The following is a 22,123-nucleotide window of genomic DNA, read 5'->3' on the forward strand; positions in this document are numbered from 1 at the left end:
GCAAAGCGTCCAAGACTATCGTGGTCGATTTCGATACCGGGAAGGTATAGTGCCATGGAGCTGCGCCAACTTCGCTACTTCGTCGCCGTCGCCCGCGAACGCAATTTCTCGAGGGCTGCGGAACTGTTGCACATCGCCCAGCCGCCGCTCAGCCGGCAGATCCAGCAACTGGAGGAAACACTCGGGGTCACCCTGATCGATCGGTCCATCCGCCCGCTGGCGCTTACCGATGCGGGCCGCTTCTTCTATGATCAGGCGCGGCAGATCCTTTCCCGCATCGATCATGTGCGCGAGCAGACGCGGCGCATCGCCGCCTCGCGCCGGGAGATCTTCATCATCGGCTGTGTCGGTTCGACGCTCTACAGCGGCATCCCGGATCTGGTGCGCCGCATGCGGGCCCGCTGGCCGGCGCTCGGCATCGAGATCCGCGAGATGATGTCGGTGGAGCAGATCGCGGCGCTGAAGGACGGGCGCATCGATCTCGGTTTCGGCCGCGTGCGGCTCAGCGATCCGGATATCGAGCGGATCACGCTGCGGGAGGAGCGGTTGGTCGTCGCCTTTCCCAGGGAGCACCCGAAATCGCTGTCGTCGGAGCCTGTTGCATTGAGCGAGGTCGCCGGCGAGACGCTGGTGATTTATCCCTCCAAGCCGCGGCCGAGCTTTGCCGACGAGGTGCTGGCCCTCTGCGCCGATCTCAATGTCGAACCGGGCACTGTCGAGGAGGTGCGGGAAATCCAGACGGCGCTCGGCCTTGTCGCCGCCGCCATCGGCGTGTGTATCCTGCCCGCGGCGGCCCAGCGCCAGCGCATGGACGATGTCTGCTACCGCGTGCTTTCCGACGAGCGGGCGACCTCGCCCGTCATCATGAGCTACCGGCGGAACGACGGCTCGGGCCGGATCGAGGAGATCAAGGGGCTGATCCGCGAAATGTATGCGGAGAACCCGCCCTGGCTGCGCCTGTCGAACGTTACCTGGTAGCCCCTCCCCGCGTGTTACGTGCCTGCCTGTCGTCGGACGACCTTGCCCTCTTCGGCCTTGTAGAAATATTGGCTCGCGACCAGCCATCCCTTGAGCGGCCGCAGCGGGGGAATGCAGGTCAACAGCATGAAGGGCCCGGTGACCAGCACCTGCGTCAGCAGCGAGGCGCTGAAGGCGATCTCCAGCCAGACGGCGAGCAGCACGCTCGGCACGCAGGCAAAGCAGATGACGAAAAAGGCAGGGCCATCGGCCGGGTCGGCGAAGGAGTAGTCGAGACCGCAGGCCTCGCATTTGGGCGCCAGGGTCAGGAACCCCTTGAAGAGATGGCCCTGGCCGCAACGTGGGCAACGGCCCCGGATGCCGGTCTGCATGGGCGGCAGTTGAGGATAGGTCTCATTCATGGCTGCATCTTTCCTTATCCATTCAATCCGATCATTTTATGCGTTCATATAGATGTAATTATACTGTCAATATGTCGATCAGACATACTGACGCAGGCGCGCGGGCGCCTGCCGCCGGCGGGGCGAGTTCATTCAATCGGGAGACGTGTGAAATCAGAAGAAGGAGCCGGCCATTTCCGGCGGCCCTTCGAGCGCATGCGCCATGAATTCGAGGGCGGTCTGAAGCTGCGGCCGTGTTACCGGGCCGCCGAGACTGACCCGCACGGCCTCGGGCGGCGTGCCGTCGACCGCAAAGGCATCGCTGGCCATCACGCCGAGGCCGCAGGCCCGCATGTGGGTGCCGAAGGTGGATCGTGTCCAGCCCTGCGGCAGCGGCAGCCAGATGTTGAAGCTCAAGGGATCGCCGCGGTAGCCGGCGGGCAGGAGGCTGGCGGCCAGTGCCTGGCGGGCCGGCGCCTCCGTGCGGAGGAATCCGAGAATGGCGTCGGCCGTGCCATCCTCGATCCAGCGTGTGGCGAGCGCCGTCGTCAGGGGCGAGGCCATGACATTGCCCGCCCGCATGGCTCCGGCGAAGGACCAGAGGGCCCGGCTGTCGTCGGGCGCGGCCACATAGGCAAGGCGCAGGCCCGCACCGATGCATTTCGACAGGCCGCCGATATACCATGTGAGCTGTGGCGCGAGGGCGGCAAGCGGCGCGGGGCCATCTGCCGGAATGAAGCCATAGGCATCGTCCTCGACGATCGGCAGGCGGTATGTCTGCGCCACGGCGGCGATCGCCGCGCGCCGGTCGGCGGGCATGGTCAGCGTCAACGGATTCTGCAGCGTCGGATTGAGATAGATCGCCTTCGGCTTTTCGCGTTCGCAGGCATCCGCGAAGGCATCCGGCAGGACGCCGTGATCGTCCACCGGCAGGCCGACAAGCCGCAGGCGCAGCTGCGCCGCGATCGAGCGCATGCCCGGATAGGTGATGGTTTCGGCAAGCACGGTATCGCCCGGCTTGGTAAGCATGCCGAAGATCGCCAGCAGCGCGGGATGGGCGCCGGGCGCCACGAAGATGCGTTCCTGCGGCGGCGTGAGGCCGCGCCGGCCGAGCCAAAGCGCGGCGGCCTCCTTGTCCATGGCCGCGCCGCCGAAACTCTGGTAGCGCAGCAGGGGAACGAGATCGGCGGCGAGCGCGGAAAGGCCCTCGCGCATGCGGGCAAGCAGGGCCAGGTCGTCCGGTTCCGGCGGCATGTTCATGGAGGGATCGACCATGGCGGCGCGGCGGCTGTCGGGCGATGCGTCCACGGTGAAGGTGCCGCGCGCCGCGCCCGTGCTGCCCGTCACGAAGGTGCCGCGGCCGACATGCGACTGCACGAGCCCGCGCTTCTGCGCTTCGAGATAGCCGCGGGCGACGGTTGTGACGTCGATGGCGAGCCGCCGGGCAAGGTCCCGGTGCGTCGGCAGTTTGTCGCCGGCCGAGAGCTGCCCGCCGCGCAGGTCCATCTCGATCAGGTCGGCGATCGCCATGTAGAGGGGGCTGCTGCTGCGGCCGAGATCAGGATGCCAGTTCTTCATGCCTGCGGGTTCCAAGCCAATACAGATTGACGGTATATTGCCTGTATGCCGGCCTGTCATCCCGCGGGTGCGGACAAAGCGTCGCAATGCTGGAGAAGTCGGATTGACGAATGTCAGCCGGCAGGGACGGCGGCCTTCTGCGTGAGGACGTCGGCCATGGTGCGGGCAAGCGCGCGGGCGGCGAGGGTCGGCTGCCTGTCGGCGTAGCGGATGCTGAGGGAGGAAGCGGGAAGTGGCGGCAGCGGGCCGCCTGTGGGAGCTGCGCGGATGCCGCTGCCGATATCGCCCTCGGTCACCACGGCCACCGCCAGGCCGGCACGCACGACGGAGAAGACGCCTTGCAGGCTGGTGCAGGTCACCACGCATTTCCAGCGCATGCCGTTTTGCTCCAGGGCGGAAATTGCCGCGCCGCGATAGGCGCAAGGCCCGCGAACCAGCGCCAGCGGCACGGTGCCATCCGGCGGAGGCACCCAGTTGGGGGCGGTGATCCAGACGAGGTTCTCCGTGCATAGTACGTCGCCGTCCTGCATTGCGGGTACGGCGCGGATGACGGCGAGGTCGATGTTACGCTGGCGCAGGTCCCGCAGTAGGTCGCTCGACAGTCCGCCCCGGATCTCCACGCCAACCCGCGGCTTTTCACGCATGAAATTCTTCAGCGCCACGGTGAGCGGAACGAAGAGGTAATGGTCGTCGGGAACGCCGACCACCAGCGTGCCGCTGAGAAGATCGGGCTTGAAGCTTTGCTCCATCTCCTCGATCGATTGCACCACGCGCCTGGCGTGGGCGATCAGCTCCCGCCCGTCGGAGGTCAGCACGCAGGAGCGGGTGGTGCGCTCGAACACCTGTTTGCCGAGGTGGCTCTCGAGTCGGGCGATCTTGTGGCTGACGGTCGACTGCGTGATGTTCAGCCGTTCTGCCGCCGCCGAAAAGCTCTGGGTGTCCGCCACCGTGAGGAAGCACTGGAGAAGAGAGGTGTCCATGGAAAAAGAATATATGAAGATTATCGCTTAATCCATGACGAAACATCGCTTCCGTCGATTAACCTTTGCAGTCATCAATGCGGCCGACGAAGCAGCGGTGGAGATGCCGACGTGGCGGATGAAACAGACAAACCGGCGGCGGTCGGTCTCCTCGTGCCGGCGAATGATACGGTGGTCAAGCGGGAAATACGGCGTTTTCTGCCGCTGCCCGGCGTCGTGGTCTATTCCAGCCGCGTCCCGATGGTGCGGGACCTGGCGCCGGCGAAGCCTTGCGGCCATGGCCGAGGCCCTGCCCCGGACCGTTAACTGCCGCTGCCGCCGCGCGGCGACGGGCAAGCCGGTCGCCGCCCGCAATCCGGCGCTTGCCTGGGATGCGCTTCGAAAGGCGGGGCGCAACGCCCCCTCCCCCGTGCTGGCCGTCTTTGGGCGGCATAGCGGCAAATCCACGTCCCAATCAGAAGGATCACCATGATGACGACAAGCGAAAGCAATGATTTCCGGGCCGCCATGGATGGCGAGATCGGCATCCTCGCCAGGCGCAGGATCGAGGCCGGCATCATCGCGCCGATCTACGAGGAAATGTGCCGGCAGATCGGCGTGGAAAAGGCGGAGGCCATTCTCGATGCCGCCATCCGGCAGGCCGCGATCAAGGCCGGGCAGGCCTTCGCCGCGAAGACCCCCGGCGGCACGACGCTGCGCACCTTCCAAGAGCTGCAGGATCTCTGGACGCAGGATGATGCCCTGGTGATCGAGGTCACGAAGGCGACCGATGCGGAATTCCACTATAACGTCAAGCGCTGTCGCTACGCCGAGACCTATCGGGAAATGGGTCTCGGCCATATCGGGCACCTCCTGTCGTGCAACCGGGACGGTGTCTTCTGTACGGGCTATGATCCGCGCATCACGCTGGAGCGCAGCCAGACGGTGATGGAGGGAGCCTCCCACTGCGACTTCAAATACCGTTTCCATGCGAATGCGCAGGGGCAGGGAGAATGAACGCCATCCCGTCACCCGCCGCCCTGCCCCCGCTTCTCGTCGATGCGGAGCGGTTATGGTCCGATATCCTCGCGACCGCGCGCTTCGGCGCTGCCGGCGAGACCGGCATGAACCGCCTTGCCGGCAGCGTGGCCGATGGCGACGTGCGCCGCTGGTTCGAGGCGGAATGCCGGGCGCTTGGCTGTACGGTCGAGGTCGATCGCATCGGCAACATGTTCGCGACCTATCCCGGTACGGATCCTTGTCTCCCCTCCATTGCCGTCGGAAGCCATCTCGACACCCAGCCGGCTGGCGGTCGCTTCGACGGCATTCTCGGCGTGCTGGCCGGCGTTGAAATCCTCCGCATCCTGTGCGCATCCGGCCGGCGGCTGGCGCATCCTTTCACCGTGGTCAACTGGACCAATGAGGAGGGCTCCCGTTTCGCCCCAGCCATGATGGGATCCGGAGTGTTCTGCGGCGTCCATGCGCTTGATGTCATGTCCGCCCGCACCGACAAGGATGGTATCTCGCTGGGAGAGGCGCTAGAAGCGATCGGCTACAGGGGCGAGCATCCGCCCGGGCATTTGCCGATGGCGGCTTATCTGGAACTGCATATCGAGCAGGGGCCTGTGCTGGAAGCGGCCGGGCGCGCCATCGGCATCGTCACGGGCGTGCAGGGGCTCCGCTGGCTGGACATCCGCATCAAGGGTACGGAGGCGCATGCGGGGGCCTTTCCGATGACCTTGCGCCAGGATGCGCTGGTTTCGGCTGCGAAGGTCATCCAGGCCGTCGAGGCCGTCGCCCTGAAACATCCCCCGGGCGTCGGCACGGTGGGATATGTCCATGTCGCCCCGAATTCCCGAAATGTCGTTCCGGGCGAGGTCTGCCTCGAAGTGGACCTGCGGCACCCGGACGAAGTGGGTCTTATGGCGTTGGAGGCTGGTATCCGCGACGAGGTGGCCCGGCTGGTGTCCGGGGCGGCGGTCTCCGCCGTATGGCGCAAGGCTCCGGTCGCCTTCGATGCGACGTTGCGCGGTGTGGTCGCGCAAGCCGCGGCGGACCTAGCCCTCCCGGCTATGGACATCGTGTCGGGTGCGGGTCATGACGCGGCACATCTTGCCGGCCAGGTGCCGACGGCGATGGTTTTCATACCCTCGCGCGATGGGCTGTCGCACAATGCGCGCGAATTCTCCTCTCCGCAGCAATGCGCCGACGGCGCGAATGTCCTGCTGCGAAGTGTTTTGCGCGCCGATGAACTTTTGCTATCAAGACGGGCGCGGACCTGAAGGATGTCTGCCGTTCTTCCGGACCTGGAAGAGCGTGCTGATAGCACCACGTCCCCCCTACCCCGTCCGAGCCGCCTGCACGAATCCAGCTTCGTGCAGGAACGATCGACGTGGGCAACGCCTTGCGAAGGATTGACACATGAACACGAATTCGACCCGGTTCCAGACGGAAGCCGTCCCCTCTCTCGACTGTGCCGACCGGGCCTGGGCGCGCAATGCGATCGGCATCCTGGAGGGCGATGCGCGCCGTTCGGCTGATACGCATCTGGTCAATCCGGTGTTCAAGGGGTTGAAGGGCATAGCCATCTATCTCAAGGATGAGAGCACGCACCCGACTGGAAGCCTGAAGCATCGGCTCGCCCGCTCGCTGTTCCTCTACGGCATCTGCAACGGAAGGATCAGCAAGGGCACAACCCTGGTCGAGGCCTCGTCGGGATCGACCGCGGTGTCCGAGGCCTATTTCGCCAATCTGCTCGAACTTCCGTTCATTGCCGTCATGCCGCGTAGCACCAGCCGGACGAAGATCGACGTCATCGAACGTTTCGGCGGCCGCTGCGCCTTCGTCGACAGCCCGTCGGAGGTCTATGAAACCGCAGCACGCATCGCGGCGGAGACCGGCGGCCACTATCTCGACCAGTTCACCAATGCCGAACGGGCCACCGATTGGCGGGGCAACAACAACATCGCCGAGAGCATCTTCGGCCAGATGGAACGGGAAGCCCATCCGGTGCCGAGCTGGGTGATCATGGGCGCTGGAACCGGCGGCACGTCGGCGACGATCGGCCGCTACATCCGCTACCGCAACCTGTCGACGCGGCTATGCGTGACGGACGTCGAGCATTCGGTGTTCTACGACGCCTGGAAGGCGAGCGACATGCAGGTTACCTGCACCGCGCCGTCGCGCATCGAAGGGGTCGGGCGGCCGCGCGTCGAGCCATCCTTCATTCCCACGGTCATCGACCACATGATCAAGGTGCCGGACGCCGCCTCCATCGCCGCGGCGCATGTTCTCTCCGATCGACTGTTCCGCCGGGTGGGCGCCTCGACTGGCACGAACTTCTTCGGCCTGCTCTCCATCGCCGACAGCCTGATGAGGGAAGGGCGCGAAGGCTCCCTCGTCACTCTCATCTGCGACAGCGGCGACCGCTATTCCAGCACCTATTTCAATCCGGACTGGCTGGCGAAAAACGGCATCGACATCGCCCCGTGGTGCGAGACGATCGAGACATTCCTCGACACAGGATCGTTTAGGGCGCCCTGATTGCGTAAAGACGAGTCGCGCCGCATTCCGGCTGCCGCGCGACTCGTCGGCCGCTTCGATTGAGTTGGCGGGCGTTGTACATGTACAACTGCGGGACTTCGGTATGTGCCGTTGAGTCGACGCCGTGATTGGGCAATGGCGGATGTGAGGTCCGGCGGGGCAGGGCGGAAGTGTAAAGCCGCCGACGCGGTTGTACATGTACAACTTGAGCCCTGTGGGCGCCGCCGCAGTCCTATCCAAAAAGGGTTTGCCCGACTCGGGGAATCGGACTAGCTTCATCAGCGCTTATTCATCGATTTTAGAAGAAAAAGCGCAGAAGTTAAATCCGGGGCCACGATGTTGAAACAAGCCGCGACCGACCAGAGCGGAAATCTGCGTTCGCTGATCGTCTCTGACGCAGAAGAACTGATGCGCCAGCTCCAGGCCCATCAGCAGCGGAGCTTTCCGCCGACCGCCAGGAAGAGCATCCGGCATTTCTCCTCGGCCGAGGCTGCCGAGTTCATCGGAATCCACCAGGGCTATCTGCGCCAGATCGTGGCGGAAGGCCACGGGCCGGAGCCGTCCGCCAACGGGCGCCGCACCTATTCCGTCGACGATATCGAGGCTTTGCGCAAGCTTCTCGACGAAGGCGGGAAGGGGCCGCGCAAATATATCCGGCATCGGCGTGATGGCGAAAAGCTGCAGGTCATCTCCGTGATGAACTTCAAGGGCGGCAGCGGCAAGACCACGACCTCCGCCCATCTCGCACAGTTCCTCGCCCTTCGCGGCTATCGCACGCTGGCGATCGACCTCGATCCGCAGGCTTCGCTGTCGGCGCTATTCGGCCACCAGCCGGAACTGGATGTCGGCGACAACGAGACGCTCTATGGCGCCATCCGGTATGACGACGCCCGCCGCGACGTGACCGAGATCGTCCGGGCGACCTACACGCCCAACCTCCATATCATTCCCGGCAATCTCGAGCTCATGGAGTTCGAGCATGAGACGCCGAAGGCGCTGATGGCGCGCACAGATACCAATTCCATGTTCTTCGCGCGCATCGGCGAATGCCTTGCGGATATCGAGAGCGCCTACGACGTCGTGGTGATCGACTGCCCGCCGCAGCTCGGTTTCCTTACCCTGTCCGCCCTCTGCGCCGCGACCGCCGTGCTGATCACCGTCCACCCACAGATGCTCGACGTCATGTCGATGAGCCAGTTCCTCCAGATGACCGGTGACCTGCTGCAGGTCGTGGAGAATGCCGGCGGGGCGATGAACTACGACTGGATGCGGTATCTGGTCACCCGCTTCGAGCCGAATGACGGGCCGCAGGCCCAGATGGCCGGCTTCATGCGCTCGATTTTCGGCAACCGCGTTCTTTCCAACGCGATGCTGAAGTCGACAGCGATTTCCGACGCGGGGCTGACCAAGCAGACCCTCTATGAGATCGACCGGGCGCAGTTCACGCGCGGAACCTATGATCGCGCCCTCGAATCCCTGACCGCGGTGAACACGGAGATCGAAGAGCTCGTCAAGCAGACCTGGGGGCGGAAGTAAGCGATGGCCAGAAAGAACATCTTCGGCGCGGACACTGATGCACCGGCAGGCGCAGGCGCCGAAACCGGCTCGCTGGCCGACATCCGTCCGCTGGCCAATCTCGAACGGCCCCTGCGGCGCTCCGGTCCGGTCGGTGCCTTCTCGCAGTCCCTGGGCAGCATCTCGGAAAAGGCGCAGCGCGCGGCCGACCTCGAAAAGCAGCTCGCCCATGGCCAGACCGTCGTCGAGCTGGATCCGTCCCTCATCGACAGTTCCTTCGTGCCGGACAGGCTCGAGATCGATCCCGAAGGTCTCAACAGCCTTGTCGGGCAGATCCGTGAACACGGCCAGCAGGTCCCGATCCTGGTCCGCCCCCATCCGGATGCCGAGGGTCGCTACCAAGTCGCCTATGGCCATCGGCGGCTTGCCGCCATCCGCAAGATCGGTGGAGCGATCAAGGCGGTCATCCGGCCACTCACGGATGAGCAGCTCGTCGTCAGCCAGGGGCAGGAAAACAACGCCCGTACCGATCTTTCCTATATCGAGCGGACATTCTTTGCCCTTCGCCTCGAGCGGCGCGGTTTTTCACGCGACATCATCATGTCGTCGCTCGGCGTGGACAAGGCCGCCCTGTCGCGGATGATCGCCCTGGCGAGCCGGCTTCCCGATGCGCTGATCGAGGCGATCGGCCCGGCGCCGAGCTTTGGCCGCACGCGATGGGCCGAGGTGGCCGACCTGCTCGACAATGCCCTGAAGAAAGCCAGGGCATTGAAACTCATTCATGCCGATGAATTCAAGGCGCTGTCTTCCGATGGCCGCTTCGAGCATCTCTTCGAACAGCTGCGGGCGGCAAAGCCGAAGCCCAGAAGCGGGGAGTGGCGCGCGGACGGTTCCAGGGCCGTGAAGGTCACGGAGACCGAAGGGCAGCTCACCTTGAATTTCAACAAGGCTGCCGTGCCGAAGTTCGGTGCTTTCGTCGAGAAGCGGCTTGACCGGCTCTACGAGGAATTCCTGAAGGAAAACGAGGAGCTTGAACCGTAAAAGAAAAAGGCCCCCAAACGACCAAAGCCGTGGAAGCCTTCTCCTGATTTCTAGCAAGATCAAGAATCGCATTTCCACGAATCCTAGTCAAGAGTCTTTGGCACCGTTTGGTGAGCGGATTTCTTTTGCCTGAAGAGAGGTGAAGGAAAATGCGAAATGGAAATGTGACGACGCCCTTCGGGCGGCGGCCGATGACGCTTGCCCTGGTGAAGGGCCAGCTGGAGACGGCCGGCCGCAACCCGAACAAGGCGGTCGACAAGTGGAAGGTCTTCCGGGATGTCTGCGAGGCGAAGGATATCTTCGGGCTTCAGGATCGCGCGCTGGCTGTGCTTCACGCACTGCTGAGCTTTTATCCCGAGCCGGATCTCTCCGACGCGCGCGGTCTGGTGGTCTTTCCCTCGAACGCCCAATTGGCCATCCGTGCGCATGGCATTGCCGGAACGACGCTGCGGCGCCATCTGGCGGCCCTGGTCGATGCCGGGCTGATCCAGCGCCGCGACAGCCCGAACGGCAAGCGATATGCCCATCGCAACAGGGGAGGGGAGATCGAGGAGGCTTTCGGCTTCAACCTGGCGCCACTGCTTGCCCGTGCGGCCGAACTGGCGGGGATCGCTCAACAGGTGGCCGAGGAGAAGCTGCGTTTCAAGCGCGCCAGGGAGGCCCTGACGCTGTGCCGGCGCGACGTGCGCAAGTTGATTTCCGCGGCGATGGAAGAGGGGGCCGACGGCGATTGGGCGGCGATCGAGGACCTTTATCTCGCCCTGATCACCCGGCTTCCGCGCCTGCCGCGGCGCGACCAGGTCGACGCCGTGCTGGAAGAAATGGAGCTGCTGCGCGAGGAGATCATCAACCGTCTGGAAATGCAGGTAAAAACAGAAAAAATGAACGGCAATGCTGTCCAATATGGACAGCATATACAGAATTCAAAACCCGACTCCATCCATGAATTTGAACCTAGCTCTAAAAACGAGCAGGGCGAGATGCCGAGACAAGAGGTGAAACCGGTTGCGGTGCAGCCGAAGGCCTTCCCACTGGCGATGGTGCTGAAGGCTTGCCCCCAGATTTGCGACTATGCCCCGGATGGTCGCATCACGCATTGGCGCGACCTGCTGTCGGCGGCCGTGACGGTCCGTTCGATGCTGGGCGTCAGCCCTTCGGCCTACCAGGAGGCATGCGAGATCATGGGACCGGAGAACGCGGCGGTGGCAATGGCCTGTATCCTCGAGCGGGCAGGGCACATCAACTCCGCCGGCGGTTACCTGCGCGACCTGACACGAAAAGCCGCGCGCGGCGAATTCGGGCTTGGCCCGATGCTGATGGCGGCATTGCGGGCGAATGGCGCAGCGGAGAAACGCACGGGCTGATCGTTAGCTTTTTCGGCTGCAGACCCCCTGTTCAGCCGAGTGCTCTTGCTTGCTGGGCGCCCGTCTGCACCAGGATACGGGCAGCTTCCATTGTGATGATCTGGTGGCGGGAGGAAAGGTTAGCCGTGGCGGAGAATAGTTTCGGTCTTGATACCGTCACGAGGCCTACCGCGTGCAGACCCGGCCATCGGATGTGACCCAGCCGGATCCTTTTACGCTCGCCTCCGCAGGCGGAAGTCAAAGTTCGTACGGCCGTGTCGCCACTTCTTGAACTCCGAAGCGCACTCCTAAGTGAGACGACGCCGGTGGAGGCAGTCAGGACGTTATAACAACATCACGAGGCATTCTGCCGGTGAGACTGTACCTTCCGGCTGGAGTCCTCAAGGTGAGGAGGGCGGGATAGCAAGTGCAAGTGTGTTGCAGCGACGGCTGCGGCTGGCGGGCCGTATGGCAGCGCAGGCGCGTTTCGGGAGGGAACTCGCTGTTTTCGGCATCGATTCGGCTCTTTTCTCAATAATGACCACAATGAGCGATAAGGCAAGCTTATTCATCATTATATAGGAAAGACAATCTGTGCGGTTATGCGCCAAACACTGATATAACCCGCACATTTGGTCTAGGATGCCGGTTATGGATTCGCCCGTCACCTCGCCCGTTTCCGCCCTGGTTCTCTCCGCTGCCTTGCCCGGCTGCCACGCGGCCGCGAACCGAACGCGCTTGTCGCCTTCGCCGACGGCATCGCCGTGAAATCGCTGGACGATCTTGTCCACTCTACCCCCGCCTGGGCGGGCTGCTGGCGCGCTCGCCAGGCCCTCAAATATGCCGCCGTCGCGGTCCGGCTGATGGGGCGCAGCGAGGACGAGGCCGCGTTGCGCTTTTGCTCACCGCCGCCGGTGACGATCCCGGCCCGGCCGGAAAGATGTTTTTCGCCTACAAAAGGGTTTGCGCCCGAAAACCCGCCTTTTCCTCGAAGGCGGTGGCTGAGCTTGCTGATCTGTTGGGGCTGGGCTGGGATGATCGGCTGACTGCGGGCGTCGACCTCGCGGACGATGCGCTGCAATCCGGCCGCCCAGCGCCGATCGCCGCGGCGAATCTGGTGAGCACCATCTATGCTGCACGCCCGGATGCCGAACTACTCGCCTGGGCGCTGGCCGATATGCTGATCGCCGCCCTACTGAAATGGGATTTTGCCGTGCCGCTGCTGATGGGCGAGCGGTATGGGCCGGCCCTTAAGACGCTTGGAGGCAGGGCCGCGTGCGCCCGGGCGAGCCGGCCTTTGCCCATGCCGTCTGCCTCGCCCTGGTCGAGGGAACAAGCGCGGCCCTGCGCACCGCCGGCGAGATTGCGCGCCGTGCCGAGACGTTACTCGCTGCCGCACCAAAAGTCCGGACCAAGGGCGCAGATGCGGTCATCGAAAAACTGCTCGGCGAGAATGCCGTCGCGGCGTCGGCGCCCGTCAGCACTCTCTCACGCTGGGCGTCGAGCCGGCGGCCAAGCACAGCAAGATTGACTATCCCAAACCGGACGACGTACTCACCTTCGGCCGTCTCTCCTCGGTGTTCCTGTCGAACACCAACCACGAGGAAGACCAGCCGATCCACCTGCAGGATTCGGTCTATCTGGGGTCGGAATAGAACTCTTCCCGGTCGCCCGCTAAGGGTCGAACAAGATGAGATCTAATGGGAGCTGCCGCAAGACCGGTGATATCGGGTGAGCCCGGCGGATTGCGGGTCAGCGACTGGAAGATCGCTCCACTCATTCCCAGCGCGCCTTCCAGGAGCAAAGCCAGAGCCACCCGCGGCGCTATTGCGGCGCACGGTTGCGGGCGCGGAACGTGGCCGGCATGGTCCAGTTTGGCTCATGCCCCAGTAGCTTCTGGAAGAAGCCTGCGGCGAACGTCGTGTCTTCAGCGGCGTTTTCCTTGAACGAGTACCAACTGCGCAGGTCGTCGACCATGCGGTCGATTTCGCGACGGGTATGAAATTCCTCGTCCAGCGCCTTGGCATGTACGGCAAGACAGAACATCGTACAGGCATAGCCTTCCGGCCAGAATTCCGCTGGTGGATTGCTGGCGACGTTGTCGGGCGGGCAAAGCGCCTTTAGCGGCATGTCGCCGATGAGTTCGCGCAGCACGAGCGACGGCACGAAATTGAAGAATTCCTCGCGCTCCGAACGCGTGCTGGGTTTCTGCAGTTCGATCGACTTCAGCCAGCGAACGAAGATACCGGCGAGCTTGTGCTCGTCGACGGCGAATGTGCAGCCCATCGCCTCGCCGCAGTGGCGCGCAGTCGCCTCAAAGGCGGCGCGGAACCAGTGCAGCTGGCGCACGGCCTGCCGCAACGGCTGGTTCGACGGCGGCAACGTCGCGACGAGTTCGACAAGGTCAAACATGGGCGGCATACTTCTCGAGCAGAAGCGCCGTCCGGTCCGGGTCCCCGGCCGTAAGCGCGGCAAGGAGCTCGCTCTCAAGCGCGGTGCAGAGGTCGGCCGCACTCTCCGCAAGCGTCTCCGGCAGGGCGACCTGCCTGCAGGCCGCAAGCTTCGCCAAAAGGGCCGAGAAAAGTGCAAGCCGCTCCTTGGGTTCGCCGACACGATCGAGAAGGCCAAGAAGGATCGCCGATGCCCGATCCGCATCGATCGCTTCGCCTTGCGCGGCGAAGGCCGGAGTGGCCAATGCGAGCAGCCTGGAAGGCTCCGCGACGCCAAGACGTAGCGCGGTGAGGGAGAGCGGAGAGGCCGCTTCCGCCTCGGCCTGCGAGGGTGCCTGCCTGTGCGGCGCATATGTTCCGCCGCGGTGCGGATCGTCGCCGAACACGCGGTCGGCGACGCCCGACAGAAGCCCGTCGATGCCGCTCGCCACAGTCGTGATGTGACGCAGCATGTGGAGTGCCGGACGGGATAGCGGGCCGGGCAGCGTGGTCGCCACTTCCGCTTCCAGCCGGCCATGCTTGTCGCGCAGCGCGTTCTTCACGCTGCGAAACGCGGCGCGAAGCGGCGGGATGTCGGAAAAGGGCGATCGCGTCTGATCCATGGAGGTTTACCTTTTCGCCGCCGTTCAAGCCGGTTGAAAGGCGTTTGCCGCATTGAGAATGAACAAAATTATACAAATAAGATCATATGTTTGAGAGCGCTGTGGTGTCAAGGCATTTACAACGGCGTTCTGCGTTGAACTAATCAGAACAATCGTGGTATTGAAATGCATAATGTGCATCGTTGGGTGCGGAAAAACCCGCGAATGGCTAGCGGCTTGGCATGGTGTCTGCGGGCCTTGTAGGTTGAATTATTGGATCCCCGCCGTCATGGAGGTGACATGAACCAGATCGTCGGCGGACCGGTTGTGCAGAGCGAGGCCGACCGGCTGCGCGCGCGCGTCGCCTGGCTTTATCATGTGGAGGGCCACACCCAGAACGAGATCGCCAACCGTCTCGGCATCAACCGCGTCATGGTCGTGCGCATGCTCGCGGAGGCGCGGCGGCGAAACGAGGTGCGGATTTCGATCACATCCCCGCTTTCCGAGCTCGTCGCGCTCGAGCGGGCCCTCGAGGCGGCTTTCGACATCCGCCGGGTGGTCATCGCGCCCTTCGCGGAGGAGGACGGCGATCCTGCACAGGTGATCGCCGCTGCGGCGGGCGCGCATATCGCCGGCTTGATGGCGCCCGGCATGAGCGTCGGGGTGGGCTGGGGAACGACCCTCTACAACACGCTTCCTTTCATTACCGGCGGCGCGCTCGAGGAATTCCGCGTGATCTCGCTGCTCGGCGGCATCTCCGCCGCGCGGCGCTTCAACCCGGCGGAATTCGCCTGGCAGTTCGCCGAGCTCTTCCGCGGTGAGGGCTATCTCGTGCCCGCGCCCGCCGTTGTCGACAGCCCGGAGACCAAGCATGCCCTGCTGGAACGGTGCGGCCTTGCGGCGATCTTCGAGATGGCGGACAAGCTCGACGTGGCGCTGCTCTCCGTCGGCGGGATCGCGAATCTCACCACCAGCTATCGCACCGGCTACCTTACGGAGGCCGACCGCCGGTCTCTGGTCGAGGCCGGCGCCGTCGGCGACGTCCTTTATAATTTCATCGATGCCGAGGGGAACGTGCTCGATCACGAGGTGAACCAGCGGGTGATCTCCGTCGCGCTGCCGCGCCTGCGGCGGACGCCGGAGCGCATCCTCGTCTCCGGCGGCAGGGAAAAGCGCGTCGCCATTCGCGCCGCGCTGCGCACCGTCGCGCCGACCACCCTCATCACGGACGAGCAGACGGCCAGCGCCCTGCTGGCGGGATAGGCCGTTCCGATCCGACCCTGTAAATCCCCAAGCCGGCGCGGCCTTCCCGGACGCGCCGATTTTTTGTATCGCAGCTTGAACAAAAAGAAATATAAAATCAGCCTTGTGCAAACGAATTTGAGAGGACCGTCCCGGAGTTACATCGTTGCCGGAAGCGCCACCTATGTGGATTCACGTTGAATAAATAGAGAAATTTCCGGGAGCTGGCAATGCGGAGCAGCTCTTCGTCTGCCGCTATATTCAGAACATTAATATTGACAGCATCACAAATGTGCAGTACATGAGAGCAAAGTCAATCGGGAGGAATGGAATGTCCATTAATGTCGCACCCACGGGTCTTGCGCGCGATCTGCTGGCGCGCGCGGATACCGGCAAGCCAATCCGGATCGGCCTCATCGGCAGCGGCGAGATGGGCACCGACATCGTCACGCGCGTCGCCCACATGCCGGGCATCGAGATCGGTGCGATCTGCGACCTCAATGTCGCCCGCGCCCGCGGCGCGGTGGATATCGCCTACCGTTCGCAGGGCCATCACCGCGACGCTTCCGGCGCCGACGAGCTCAACGCGGCCATGGAGCAGGGCAAGGTCGCGATCACCTCGGATTCCGGCGCGATCCTCAACAGCGGCCTGATCGACGTGGTGATCGACGCGACGGGCGTGCCGGCCGTCGGTGCGGAGATCGGCCTGTCGGCGATGGAGCACGGCAAGCATCTGGTGATGATGAACGTGGAGGCGGACGTCACCATCGGCGCTTATCTCAAGAGCGAGGCCGAGCGCCTCGGCGTGACCTATTCGCTCGGCGCGGGCGACGAACCGTCCTCCTGCATGGAGCTGATCGAATTCGTGACGGCGATGGGCCATACCATCGTCGCCGCCGGCAAGGGCAAGAACAATCCGCTGAATGTCGACGCGACGCCGGACGGGTATGCCGAGGAGGCGGACCGCCGGAACATGAATGTCCGCATGCTGGTCGAATTCGTCGATGGTTCGAAGACCATGGTCGAGATGGCGGCGATCGCCAATGCGACCGGCCTCGTGCCCGACAAGCCCGGCATGCACGGCCCGGCGGCCACGCTCGACCAGCTCTCCTCAACCCTTGTTCCGCAGAAGGACGGGGGCGTCCTTTCGAAGGTCGGTGTCGTCGACTACTCCATCGGCAAGGGCGTCGCGCCAGGCGTGTTCGTCGTTGCCGACATGTCGCATCCGCGCATTTCCGAGCGCATGGAGGACCTGAAGATGGGCAAGGGCCCGTACTTCACCTTCCACCGGCCCTACCATCTCACCTCGCTCGAGGTGCCGCTCACCTGCGCCCGCGTGGTGCTCTACGGCAAGCCGGACATGGTGCCACTCTCAAAGCCCGTTGCGGAGGTTTGCGCGGTCGCCAAGAAGGACATGGCCCCCGGCGAAAGCCTCGATGCCATCGGCGAATATTGCTACCGCGCCTGGATCATGACCGCGCCGGAAGCCCGCGGCGCGAACGCCATTCCCTGCGGCCTGCTGCAGGGCGGAGTCGTCACCGCGCCGATCCGCAAGGGCGACCTCATCACCTACCAGAACGCCTCCGTGGCGCCGGGCTCGCGCATCGCGGCGCTCCGCGCCCGGCAGGATGCGCTCGTCTACGGCAAGGAGGCTTGATCATGGCGGACCACGCCCGTGCACTGAAGGCTGAACCCGACAGCAGCAATCTGCCCTTCATCTATCGTGAATACGGCCGTGAGCAGCTGATGGATACGCTGCGCAAGATGCATCTCATCCGCCAGTTCGAAGAAGGCGCCGAGGAAAGCTACATGCGTGGCCTCATCCACGGCACCATGCACCTGTCCATCGGGCAGGAGGCGAGCGCCATGGGCATCTGCATGCCGCTCACCGTGGAGGACCAGATCACCTCTACCCATCGCGGCCATGGCCATTGCATCGCCAAGGGCGCCGACGTGGCGCGCATGTTCGCCGAGTTCTTCGGCAAGACCACGGGCTATTGCGCCGGCCGCGGCGGCTCCATGCACATCGCCGACGTGACGACCGGCAATCTCGGCGCCAACGGCATCGTCGGCGGCGGCCTGCCGATCGCCGTCGGGGCGGCGCTGACCGCCAAGCGGCTGAAGACCGGCAAGGTCGTCGTCTGCTTCTTCGGCGACGGCGCCAACAACGAGGGCGCCTTCCACGAATCGCTGAATATGGCGGCGGTCTGGTCGCTGCCGGTCATCTTCGTTTGCGAGAACAACGGCTACGGCATGTCGACCTCGACCGCCCGCTCCACGGCGGTCGCCAACATCGCCGACCGCGCGCCGGCCTACGGGATGCCGGGCGTGATCGTCGACGGCAACGTGCTCTCCGACGTCGCGGAAGCGACGCACAACGCCGTCCAGCGCGCCCGCCGGGGCGAGGGGCCGACGCTGATCGAGACCAAGACCTATCGCTATCGCGGCCATTCCAAGAGCGACCGCAACCGCTACCGCACCAAGGACGAGATCGAGGACTGGATGACCAACCGCGATCCGATCGCCCGCTACGAGGCGCAGCTCCAGGAGTTCGGCGTCGCCTCGCCCGAGGAGATCGAGGCGGTGCGCGTATCGGTCCGGCAGGAAATCGCCGCCGGCATCGAATTCGCCAAGGAAAGCCCGATGCCGGAAATCTCCGGCCTCGCCGACAATGTTTACACCGAAGGGGCGTGAGATGAACGCGGTGCCGAGGGAACTGAGCTACTCGCAGGCGATCCAGGAGGCCATGGCGCTCGCCATGGAGGCGGACGAGCGCGTTATCCTGATGGGTGAGGACATCGGCGTCTATGGCGGCGCCTTCCAGGTGACGGGCGACCTGATCGAGCGTTTCGGGCCGGACCGGGTCATGGACACGCCGATCTCCGAGCTCGGCGGCGCCGGCGTCGCGGTGGGCGCGGCGGTGACGGGCCTGCGGCCGATCTTCGAATTCCAGTTCTCGGATTTCGCGGCGCTCGCCATGGAACAGATCGTCAATCAGGCGGCCAAGATGCGCTACATGCTGGGCGGCGCGGTCTCCGTGCCGGTCGTCATGCGCTTTCCGGCCGGGTCCGGCACGGGCGCGGCGGCCCAGCACAGCCAGAGCATCGAGGCTTGGCTCGGCCATGTGCCCGGCCTCAAGGTCATCCAGCCCGCGACGCCGCACGATGTGAAGGGCATGCTGCTGGCCGCGGTCGCCGATCCCGACCCGGTGATGATCTTCGAGCACAAGTTGCTCTACAAGATGAAGGGCCCGGTCCCCGAGGGCTATTACACCGTTCCGCTGAACAAGGCGGAGGTGCGCCGCGCGGGCGGCGACGTGACCATCGTGGCGACGTCCATCATGGTGCACAAGGCGCTCGAGGCGGCGGAAAAGCTTGCCGAAGAGGGCATAGGCGTCGAGGTCGTCGACCTCCGCTCGATCCGCCCCATCGACCGCGAGACGGTCATCGCCTCGGTGAAGAAGACGTCCCGCCTGATCTGCGTCTACGAGGGCGTGAAGACGCTCGGCGTCGGGGCGGAAATCTCCGCCATGATCGCCGAGAGCGAGGCCTTCGACTATCTCGATGCGCCGATCGTGCGCCTCGGCGGCTCGGAAACGCCCATTCCCTACAATCCGGAGCTGGAAAAGGCCGCCGTGCCGCAGATGCCGGATATCCTCGCAGCCGCGCGCGACCTCGTCAGGGGAGTGCGCTGACATGGCGAGCGAAGTGATCATGCCTAAGGTCGACATGGACATGGCGACCGGAAAGATCTCCAAATGGTTCTTCTCCGAAGGGGATGAGGTGAAGAAGGGCGACGTGCTCTTCGAGATCGAGACGGACAAGGCGGCGATGGAGATCGACGCACAGGCCGATGGCACGCTGCGCAACGTGACGGGCAGGGAGGGGATCGACATACCCGTCGGCTCCCTCGTCGCGTGGATCGTCGCCACCGGCGAGGACGTGCCGGATGCAGCCGCGTCGCCCCCGGCGGAGGCGAAGGCGGAACCTGCCGCCGCTCCGGTTGATGCCCCATCCGCCGCCCCCGTCGCGGCCAAGGCCGACAGTGCCGTCAGGGCGACGCCGCTCGCCCGCCGGCTCGCCCGGGACAAGGGCGTCGATCTTGCGGGCCTTTCCGGTTCCGGTCCGCATGGCCGCATCGTCGGTGCCGACGTGCTCGCCGCGGGCGCAGCGCCTGCCGCTCGAAGCGCTCCGGCGCCGGCCGCCACGCCCGCGCCCGGCCCGGACGCCGCGCTCAAGCATTTCCCGGACGAGTCCTATACGCTTCAGGCCCATACGGGCATGCGCCGCACCATCGCGCGCCGCCTGGTGGAGGCCAAGAGCACGGTCCCGCATTTCTATCTCACGGCGGACTGCCGGCTCGATGCGCTCCTGAAGCTGCGCACGGAGCTGAACGCGGCTGCGCCGTCGGTGGACGAGGCCCCCGCCTACAGGCTCTCCGTCAACGACATGGTCATCAAGGCCTATGCGCTGGCGCTTGCCGCAACGCCCGACGCCAACGTCTCCTGGACGGAGGAGCAGTTGGTCCGCCATCGCTTCGTCGATGTCGGCGTCGCGGTCTCCGTGCCGGGCGGGCTGATCACGCCGATCATCCGCCATTCGCAGGCCAAGTCCCTCTCGGCCATCTCGAACGAGATGAAGGATCTCGCCGCCCGTGCGCGCGCCGGCAAGCTCAAGCCGGAGGAATATCAGGGCGGCACGGGCGCCGTCTCCAATCTCGGCATGTTCGGCGTCAGGGAATTCGCGGCGATCATAAACCCGCCGCACGCCACGATCCTCGCCGTCGGCGCGGGCGAGCGCCGGCCGGTCGTTGCGGAGGACGGCAGCATCGCCGCCGCCATCGTGATGAGCGTGACGCTTTCGACCGACCACCGGGCGGTCGACGGCGCGCTCGGCGCCGAACTGATCGGCCGCTTCCGTGCCTTCGTCGAAAACCCGATGTCGATGCTGGTCTAGCCGTTTCGACCTTCGGACAGCGTTTCCTCCCGTGACTTGGGGAAGTGGCCATGCGCCTGAAGGCGGTGACGCTTCCCCTTCTTTTTTGAAGGAACATCCATGGCTTCTTCCTACGACGTCATCGTTATCGGTTCGGGTCCGGGCGGGTACATCGCCGCGATCCGCGCGGCGCAATTGGGCCTGAAGACGGCCATCGTCGAGCGCGAGCATCTCGCCGGCATCTGCTCCAACTGGGGCTGCATCCCGACCAAGGCGCTGCTGCGCTCGGCCGAGATCTTCCACTATGCCCAGCATCCGGGCGATTACGGCGTGAAGATCGAGGGCACGGTGACGCCGGACCTGAAGGCGATCGTCGCCCGCTCGCGCGGCATCGCAAGCCGCATGAACGGCGGCGTCGGCTTCCTGATGAAGAAGAACAAGGTCGACATCATCTGGGGCGAGGCCAAGATCACCAAGCCCGGCGAGATCGTCGTCTCCAAGACGAGCAAGGCGATCCAGCAGCCGCAGGCGCCGCTGCCGAAGAACGTCCTGCCCGAGGGCACCTACAAGGCCAAGCATATCGTGATTGCCACCGGCGCCCGCCCGCGCGCGCTGCCTGGCATCGAGCCGGACGGCAAGCTGATCTGGACCTACTTTGAAGCGATGAAGCCGGAGGAAATGCCGAAGTCGCTGCTCGTCATGGGCTCGGGCGCCATCGGCATCGAGTTCGCCTCCTTCTACCGCACGCTCGGCGTCGACGTGACGGTGGTCGAGGTGATGAAGACGGTGATGCCGGTCGAGGACGCGGAAATCTCCGCGCTCGCCAAGAAGCAGTTCGAGAAGCAGGGCATGAAGATCCATCTGGAGGCCAAGGTCGCCAAGGTGGAGAAGGGCGCCAACTCTGTCACCGCCCATGTCGAGATGAAGGACGGCAAGGTGGAGAAGATCACCGCCGACCGCATGATCTCGGCCGTCGGCGTGCAGGCGAACATCGAGAATATCGGCCTCAAGGCGCTCGGCGTGAAGACCGACCGCGGCTTCATCGCCATCGACGGCTACGGCAAGACGAACGTGCCGGGCATCTATGCGATCGGCGACGTCGCAGGTCCCCCGATGCTCGCCCACAAGGCCGAGCACGAGGCCGTCATCTGCATCGAGAAGATCGCCGGCCTGCCGAACGTGCATCCGATGGACAAGGCGAAGATCCCGGGCTGCACCTATTGCCATCCGCAGGTCGCCTCCGTGGGCCTGACGGAAGCGAAGGCCAAGGAGCAGGGCCGCGACATCCGCGTCGGCCGCTTCCCCTTCGTCGCCAACGGCAAGGCCATCGCGCTCGGCGAGGACCAGGGCCTCGTCAAGACGATCTTCGACAAGAAGACGGGCGAACTTCTGGGCGCCCACCTCGTCGGCGCCGAGGTGACCGAGCTCATCCAGGGCTTCGTCATCGCCATGAACCTCGAGACGACCGAGGAGGAGCTGATGCACACGATCTTCCCGCACCCGACCATTTCGGAAACGCTGAAGGAAAGCGTGCTCGATGCCTATGGGCGTGCACTGAACGCTTGACGGCGCGGTTCCC

At 64.7% G+C, this 22,123-nt stretch carries 19 protein-coding genes and 3 pseudogenes; 15 read left to right on the top strand and 7 right to left on the bottom strand.

Annotated elements, in window-relative coordinates:
• The first annotated feature begins 54 nt into the window (after positions 1-54).
• Complete coding sequence (locus AABQ55_RS30370; protein ID WP_272808755.1) at positions 55-978, top strand: LysR family transcriptional regulator; 924 nt, start codon at positions 55-57, stop codon at positions 976-978.
• Between the two features lie 14 nt (positions 979-992).
• Here AABQ55_RS30370 and AABQ55_RS30375 read toward each other — a convergent pair whose 3' ends face one another.
• The 3 genes from AABQ55_RS30375 to AABQ55_RS30385 all read right to left on the bottom strand — a co-directional run bounded on the left by AABQ55_RS30375 (position 993) and on the right by AABQ55_RS30385 (position 3,916).
• Positions 993-1,379 carry a DUF983 domain-containing protein gene (locus AABQ55_RS30375; RefSeq protein WP_272808756.1) on the bottom strand — a complete coding sequence of 129 codons (387 nt, stop codon included), beginning with the start codon at positions 1,377-1,379 and terminating at the stop codon, positions 993-995.
• 153 nt (positions 1,380-1,532) lie between these two features.
• On the bottom strand, positions 1,533-2,936 hold the full coding sequence (locus tag AABQ55_RS30380) for an aminotransferase-like domain-containing protein (RefSeq protein WP_272808757.1): 1,404 nt from the start codon (positions 2,934-2,936) through the stop codon (positions 1,533-1,535).
• 113 nt (positions 2,937-3,049) lie between these two features.
• On the bottom strand, positions 3,050-3,916 hold the full coding sequence (locus AABQ55_RS30385) for a LysR family transcriptional regulator (RefSeq protein WP_272808758.1): 867 nt from the start codon (positions 3,914-3,916) through the stop codon (positions 3,050-3,052).
• Positions 3,917-4,387: 471 nt separating this feature from the next.
• Between AABQ55_RS30385 and AABQ55_RS30390 the strand changes: the two genes are divergently transcribed.
• The 6 genes from AABQ55_RS30390 to repC all read left to right on the top strand — a co-directional run bounded on the left by AABQ55_RS30390 (position 4,388) and on the right by repC (position 11,358).
• Complete coding sequence (locus tag AABQ55_RS30390) at positions 4,388-4,912, top strand: L-2-amino-thiazoline-4-carboxylic acid hydrolase (RefSeq protein WP_443021265.1); 525 nt, start codon at positions 4,388-4,390, stop codon at positions 4,910-4,912.
• Positions 4,909-6,177, top strand: a complete 1,269-nt coding sequence (locus AABQ55_RS30395) for a M20 family metallo-hydrolase (RefSeq protein WP_272808760.1) — start codon at positions 4,909-4,911, stop codon at positions 6,175-6,177. Before AABQ55_RS30390 ends, AABQ55_RS30395 begins: the two co-directional genes overlap by 4 nt.
• Before the next feature lie 139 nt (positions 6,178-6,316).
• Positions 6,317-7,438 carry a PLP-dependent cysteine synthase family protein gene (locus AABQ55_RS30400; protein WP_272808761.1) on the top strand — a complete coding sequence of 374 codons (1,122 nt, stop codon included), beginning with the start codon at positions 6,317-6,319 and terminating at the stop codon, positions 7,436-7,438.
• A 336-nt stretch (positions 7,439-7,774) separates the two neighbouring features.
• The gene (gene repA, locus AABQ55_RS30405; protein WP_272808461.1) at positions 7,775-8,974 is read left to right on the top strand and encodes a plasmid partitioning protein RepA; all 1,200 of its coding nucleotides are present in this window, start codon (positions 7,775-7,777) and stop codon (positions 8,972-8,974) included.
• Between the two features lie 3 nt (positions 8,975-8,977).
• Positions 8,978-9,994 (top strand): plasmid partitioning protein RepB, encoded by a 1,017-nt coding sequence (repB, locus tag AABQ55_RS30410; RefSeq protein WP_272808462.1) that lies wholly within the window; start codon positions 8,978-8,980, stop codon positions 9,992-9,994.
• A gap of 149 nt (positions 9,995-10,143) precedes the next feature.
• Positions 10,144-11,358: a plasmid replication protein RepC gene (gene repC, locus AABQ55_RS30415; protein WP_272808463.1), complete on the top strand. Its 1,215-nt coding sequence runs from the start codon at positions 10,144-10,146 to the stop codon at positions 11,356-11,358.
• A 380-nt stretch (positions 11,359-11,738) separates the two neighbouring features.
• Here repC and AABQ55_RS30420 read toward each other — a convergent pair whose 3' ends face one another.
• The gene (locus AABQ55_RS30420) at positions 11,739-12,128 is read right to left on the bottom strand and encodes a hypothetical protein (protein ID WP_336314406.1); all 390 of its coding nucleotides are present in this window, start codon (positions 12,126-12,128) and stop codon (positions 11,739-11,741) included.
• On the opposite strand from AABQ55_RS30420, the pseudogene AABQ55_RS30425 reads away from it, so the two are divergent.
• Positions 12,102-12,786: pseudogene (locus AABQ55_RS30425) on the top strand (DUF1403 family protein); the annotation flags it as partial. The gene AABQ55_RS30420 and the pseudogene AABQ55_RS30425 overlap by 27 nt on opposite strands.
• 50 nt (positions 12,787-12,836) lie before the next feature.
• A pseudogene (locus AABQ55_RS30430) lies at positions 12,837-12,965 on the top strand (4Fe-4S dicluster domain-containing protein); the annotation flags it as partial.
• A gap of 80 nt (positions 12,966-13,045) precedes the next feature.
• On the opposite strand, the pseudogene AABQ55_RS30435 reads toward AABQ55_RS30430, so the two are convergent.
• The 3 genes and pseudogenes from AABQ55_RS30435 to AABQ55_RS30445 all read right to left on the bottom strand — a co-directional run.
• Positions 13,046-13,159: pseudogene (locus AABQ55_RS30435) on the bottom strand (iron chelate uptake ABC transporter family permease subunit); the annotation flags it as partial.
• A gap of 2 nt (positions 13,160-13,161) precedes the next feature.
• Positions 13,162-13,749 (bottom strand): hypothetical protein, encoded by a 588-nt coding sequence (locus AABQ55_RS30440; RefSeq protein ID WP_272808465.1) that lies wholly within the window; start codon positions 13,747-13,749, stop codon positions 13,162-13,164.
• Positions 13,742-14,389, bottom strand: coding sequence for a hypothetical protein (locus AABQ55_RS30445; protein WP_272808466.1), 648 nt, complete (start codon positions 14,387-14,389; stop codon positions 13,742-13,744). The genes AABQ55_RS30440 and AABQ55_RS30445 overlap by 8 nt, the downstream gene beginning before the upstream one ends.
• Before the next feature lie 279 nt (positions 14,390-14,668).
• On the opposite strand from AABQ55_RS30445, the gene AABQ55_RS30450 reads away from it, so the two are divergent.
• The 6 genes from AABQ55_RS30450 (at position 14,669) to lpdA (ending at position 22,110) form a co-directional block, all read left to right on the top strand.
• Positions 14,669-15,631 (top strand): sugar-binding transcriptional regulator, encoded by a 963-nt coding sequence (locus AABQ55_RS30450; protein ID WP_272808467.1) that lies wholly within the window; start codon positions 14,669-14,671, stop codon positions 15,629-15,631.
• Positions 15,632-15,941: 310 nt separating this feature from the next.
• On the top strand, positions 15,942-17,267 hold the full coding sequence (locus AABQ55_RS30455; protein WP_272808468.1) for an NAD(P)H-dependent oxidoreductase: 1,326 nt from the start codon (positions 15,942-15,944) through the stop codon (positions 17,265-17,267).
• A gap of 2 nt (positions 17,268-17,269) precedes the next feature.
• Positions 17,270-18,304, top strand: a complete 1,035-nt coding sequence (locus AABQ55_RS30460; protein ID WP_272808469.1) for a thiamine pyrophosphate-dependent dehydrogenase E1 component subunit alpha — start codon at positions 17,270-17,272, stop codon at positions 18,302-18,304.
• Position 18,305: 1 nt separating this feature from the next.
• Positions 18,306-19,304, top strand: a complete 999-nt coding sequence (locus AABQ55_RS30465) for an alpha-ketoacid dehydrogenase subunit beta (RefSeq protein ID WP_272808470.1) — start codon at positions 18,306-18,308, stop codon at positions 19,302-19,304.
• Position 19,305: 1 nt separating this feature from the next.
• Positions 19,306-20,565 carry a pyruvate dehydrogenase complex dihydrolipoamide acetyltransferase gene (locus AABQ55_RS30470; RefSeq protein ID WP_272808471.1) on the top strand — a complete coding sequence of 420 codons (1,260 nt, stop codon included), beginning with the start codon at positions 19,306-19,308 and terminating at the stop codon, positions 20,563-20,565.
• A 99-nt stretch (positions 20,566-20,664) separates the two neighbouring features.
• Positions 20,665-22,110, top strand: a complete 1,446-nt coding sequence (gene lpdA, locus AABQ55_RS30475; RefSeq protein WP_272808472.1) for a dihydrolipoyl dehydrogenase — start codon at positions 20,665-20,667, stop codon at positions 22,108-22,110.
• The last annotated feature ends 13 nt before the right edge of the window (positions 22,111-22,123 follow it).

Origin of the sequence: Shinella sp. WSD5-1 (assembly GCF_963942435.1) — a bacterium.
Taxonomy (GTDB): Bacteria; Pseudomonadota; Alphaproteobacteria; order Rhizobiales; family Rhizobiaceae; genus Shinella; species Shinella yambaruensis.

Bases quoted from the DNA above. Each gene is read 5' to 3' on its own strand.
- AABQ55_RS30370 (WP_272808755.1), top strand. From the start codon at position 55: ATGGAGCTGCGCCAACTTCGCTACTTCGTCGCCGTCGCCCGCGAACGC.
- AABQ55_RS30375 (WP_272808756.1), bottom strand. From the start codon at position 1,379: ATGAATGAGACCTATCCTCAACTGCCGCCCATGCAGACCGGCATCCGG.
- AABQ55_RS30380 (WP_272808757.1), bottom strand. From the start codon at position 2,936: ATGAAGAACTGGCATCCTGATCTCGGCCGCAGCAGCAGCCCCCTCTAC.
- AABQ55_RS30385 (WP_272808758.1), bottom strand. From the start codon at position 3,916: ATGGACACCTCTCTTCTCCAGTGCTTCCTCACGGTGGCGGACACCCAG.
- AABQ55_RS30390 (WP_443021265.1), top strand. From the start codon at position 4,388: ATGACGACAAGCGAAAGCAATGATTTCCGGGCCGCCATGGATGGCGAG.
- AABQ55_RS30395 (WP_272808760.1), top strand. From the start codon at position 4,909: ATGAACGCCATCCCGTCACCCGCCGCCCTGCCCCCGCTTCTCGTCGAT.
- AABQ55_RS30400 (WP_272808761.1), top strand. From the start codon at position 6,317: ATGAACACGAATTCGACCCGGTTCCAGACGGAAGCCGTCCCCTCTCTC.
- repA (WP_272808461.1), top strand. From the start codon at position 7,775: ATGTTGAAACAAGCCGCGACCGACCAGAGCGGAAATCTGCGTTCGCTG.
- repB (WP_272808462.1), top strand. From the start codon at position 8,978: ATGGCCAGAAAGAACATCTTCGGCGCGGACACTGATGCACCGGCAGGC.
- repC (WP_272808463.1), top strand. From the start codon at position 10,144: ATGCGAAATGGAAATGTGACGACGCCCTTCGGGCGGCGGCCGATGACG.
- AABQ55_RS30440 (WP_272808465.1), bottom strand. From the start codon at position 13,749: ATGTTTGACCTTGTCGAACTCGTCGCGACGTTGCCGCCGTCGAACCAG.
- AABQ55_RS30445 (WP_272808466.1), bottom strand. From the start codon at position 14,389: ATGGATCAGACGCGATCGCCCTTTTCCGACATCCCGCCGCTTCGCGCC.
- AABQ55_RS30450 (WP_272808467.1), top strand. From the start codon at position 14,669: ATGAACCAGATCGTCGGCGGACCGGTTGTGCAGAGCGAGGCCGACCGG.
- AABQ55_RS30455 (WP_272808468.1), top strand. From the start codon at position 15,942: ATGTCCATTAATGTCGCACCCACGGGTCTTGCGCGCGATCTGCTGGCG.
- AABQ55_RS30460 (WP_272808469.1), top strand. From the start codon at position 17,270: ATGGCGGACCACGCCCGTGCACTGAAGGCTGAACCCGACAGCAGCAAT.
- AABQ55_RS30465 (WP_272808470.1), top strand. From the start codon at position 18,306: ATGAACGCGGTGCCGAGGGAACTGAGCTACTCGCAGGCGATCCAGGAG.
- AABQ55_RS30470 (WP_272808471.1), top strand. From the start codon at position 19,306: ATGGCGAGCGAAGTGATCATGCCTAAGGTCGACATGGACATGGCGACC.
- lpdA (WP_272808472.1), top strand. From the start codon at position 20,665: ATGGCTTCTTCCTACGACGTCATCGTTATCGGTTCGGGTCCGGGCGGG.